Source organism: Bartonella sp. AA56HLJMS, assembly GCF_042197145.1.
In the GTDB taxonomy this organism is placed as follows: Bacteria; Pseudomonadota; Alphaproteobacteria; order Rhizobiales; family Rhizobiaceae; genus Bartonella.
The window spans coordinates 1-2644 of record NZ_JBHIRL010000064.1 but is presented as its reverse complement, the minus strand read 5'-3'; the positions used below and the strand labels follow the sequence as shown (position 1 = coordinate 2644).

The following is a 2644-nucleotide window of genomic DNA, read 5'->3' as shown; positions in this document are numbered from 1 at the left end:
GGGCACGTGCCAATGCTCTGCATGGCGGGACAGAATGAGGGGAGGGAGCCTATGAGAGATCCTTTGATGATGTTAGGACCGCATCAATTTTATGTGGACTGGCTGAATTTCCAATCCTTTGAAGAAGAGTTTTCTGCCTCATGGGTTTGTATGGAGCGTTTTGGCAGGTCCCCCAGTTTGCAATTTACCGGCTATGGCAATAATCCCAAAACCATTCATGGGGTTTGGTTTCCAGAAGAATTTGGTGATCGTGTAGCCATTGATGCTATCACTACAACTATTCGAAGAGCAAAGCCGGTCCAGATGCTTCGTTGGATTAATGATACGACCTATAGTGTCCTTCTTCATGGACCCGTGGTGATCACCACGATCAATAAAGACCACGACTATATCAGTCGCTCTGGTCAATCCCAGCGCATCCGCTATTCCATTACGCTCTTGCCCTTTTTTAATGGCGGAAAACCACAAGGACAATACCAAGAGGGACAATATCAAATGGGGTATTACCAAGAGGGACAAACTCTATGAAGATACCAGAAAAACATGTTGTTGTAGAGCTAGAGGATATGAGCCTCGATCTCCTTTGCTTTCACCATGTCATGGCTGTGTTAGGGGACCGTTCTCAAGTTGGGGGACTAAACGGCTATTTAGAAGCCACACTGGAAGCCAATCCAGAGATTGCCAAATATGGTGTGTTTTTACCGCGGGGCTTAAAGGTCATTCTGCCTGAATTTGTGTTGTCTAATCCTCAAAGCATGGTGAAGCGGTTATGGGATTAATGCGTACACACCCTTTTATTGTGGTCAAGGTGGGAGACAAACCTGTTCATGAGGTTTTTTACCAGCGTCTCTTAACCGCAACGATTACGGACCATGCCGGTAATGAAGCCGATACATTTGAAGCAGAGTTTGACGATAGTGGCAATGATTTAGAGGTTCCCTCAAGCAACAGTGCGCTACAGGTGATCTTTGGTTATGAGAACAGCATCAGTGCCTTTATGGGGCGTTTTGTTGTCGAATCGGTTGTAAGTTGTGGTGGCAGTGATGGAGAGATTTTGCGCCTTTGTGGCAAAAGCGCCTCGATGCGTAAAGAGCTCAAAGAACAGGTGAGTGAACATTTTGATCACAAAACTGTTGGTGAGATTGTGGAGACACTTGCCAAACGCCATGGCTATCAAGCAAAGGTCAGTCCTCAGTTCACTCAACAAACTTTGCCTTATGTGATTCGTACAGATCAATCGGCGGTTGATTTTTTAACCCGCCTTGCCGATCGCATGCGGGCACGTTTTTTGATCAAGGACAATAAGTTTTTATTTTTAAGCGGGGATAATTTACCAGCACTCGAACTTTATAAAAATGACTGTTCCAACTGGGAATTCACATTAGAACCACGTACGCAATATGGCACTATTGAAGCTTCTTATTTTGATCGCTCAAAAGGGCAGCAATGCCAAGTCAAACATCAGACAGGGTTTAGCGGTCCCGTGCGGCGTCTTCGCAGTTGTTATCCATGTCAAGAGGAAGCACGAGCTGCTGCTGCTTCCGAGTCGGATCGCTTATGTCGTGCTGTAGGCAGTGGCTCTTTGTCTCTTGAGGGACGCCCTGAAATCATGGCGGATCAACCTCTCATCCTTCAAGGGTTTCGTGGGCAAATCAATGGACCATGGAAAGCTGCAACCGTCACCCACCGCTATGAAAAACAAAGCGGATACACCACAGAAATCACACTAGAAGCACCAAACAAGGGAAAAGAAAGCAATGAGAACATCAAACATGCTAAAAACAGAAAATCCAAGAGATAATTTTGCTTCTTCTTTTCGTCAACTTCCCCATAATATTGAAGCAGAGCAGGCATTACTTGGAGCAATCCTGATTAATAATAATGCACTCGATCGCGTTTCAGACTTTCTTAAAGCAGAACATTTTTTTGAAAGGCTACACCAAAAGATCTTTGAGATTGTCTTACAAATTATTCAAAATGGTCATCTTGCAAACCCCATTACAATCAAGCCCTATATCCAAATGGAAGAAAAAATTGGAGATATTACTGTATACCAGTATGTTGTTCGCTTAGCCACAGAGGCAGTCACTATTATTAACACTGAAGATTATGGACGCGTTATTTACGATCTTTTTATCCGCCGGTCTTTGATTAATCTTGGCAATGAAGTTGCCAATACAGCCTTTGATGCGCCTGTAGAGCTCACGCCTACCCAACAAATTGAAACGATTGAAAATCAGTTATTTGAGCTCGCCGAAAAAGGAAAATATGGGGGTGGGTTTGAAAACTTTGATACAGCCATTGCAAAAGCACTTAACATGGCAAGCGCTGCAAAAAAGCGTTCCTCACAGCTTTCTGGGATAGCTACCCATATTAAAACACTTGATGAGAAAATGGGAGGATTACAAGCATCTGACTTAATTATTCTTGCAGGGCGCCCTGGAATGGGGAAAACCTCTCTGGCGACCAATATTGCTTTTAATATTGCCAATGCTTGCAAGCGTCGTGATAACAGCCAAGAAAATGAAGGGGGCGTTGTAGGTTTCTTCTCACTTGAGATGTCAACAGAACAGCTTGCAACTCGTATTATCTCAGAACAAATAAAGGTTTCTTCTTCTGATATGCGTCGTGGTAATATCTCAGA

Annotated in this window: 4 protein-coding genes; all 4 read left to right on the top strand. The window is 43.9% G+C overall.

Annotation, left to right across the window (positions count from 1 at the left end; translation table 11 throughout):
• Positions 1-51: 51 nt before the first annotated feature.
• On the top strand, positions 52-528 hold the full coding sequence (locus ACFINI_RS09770) for a phage tail protein (protein WP_375648026.1): 477 nt from the start codon (positions 52-54) through the stop codon (positions 526-528).
• A complete protein-coding gene (locus tag ACFINI_RS09765) occupies positions 525-779 on the top strand; it encodes a tail protein X (RefSeq protein WP_375610995.1) in 255 nt (84 codons plus the stop codon). The genes ACFINI_RS09770 and ACFINI_RS09765 overlap by 4 nt, the downstream gene beginning before the upstream one ends.
• The gene (locus ACFINI_RS09760; protein WP_375648025.1) at positions 779-1801 is read left to right on the top strand and encodes a phage late control D family protein; all 1023 of its coding nucleotides are present in this window, start codon (positions 779-781) and stop codon (positions 1799-1801) included. The genes ACFINI_RS09765 and ACFINI_RS09760 overlap by 1 nt, the downstream gene beginning before the upstream one ends.
• Positions 1773-2644: DnaB-like helicase N-terminal domain-containing protein (locus ACFINI_RS09755; protein ID WP_375648024.1), on the top strand; the 872-nt coding region annotated here is incomplete at its 3' end. The genes ACFINI_RS09760 and ACFINI_RS09755, both read left to right, overlap by 29 nt.

Excerpts from the sequence above, each read along its gene's own strand:
- ACFINI_RS09770 (WP_375648026.1), top strand. The coding sequence starts at position 52 with ATGAGAGATCCTTTGATGATGTTAGGACCGCATCAATTTTATGTGGAC.
- ACFINI_RS09765 (WP_375610995.1), top strand. The coding sequence starts at position 525 with ATGAAGATACCAGAAAAACATGTTGTTGTAGAGCTAGAGGATATGAGC.
- ACFINI_RS09760 (WP_375648025.1), top strand. The coding sequence starts at position 779 with ATGCGTACACACCCTTTTATTGTGGTCAAGGTGGGAGACAAACCTGTT.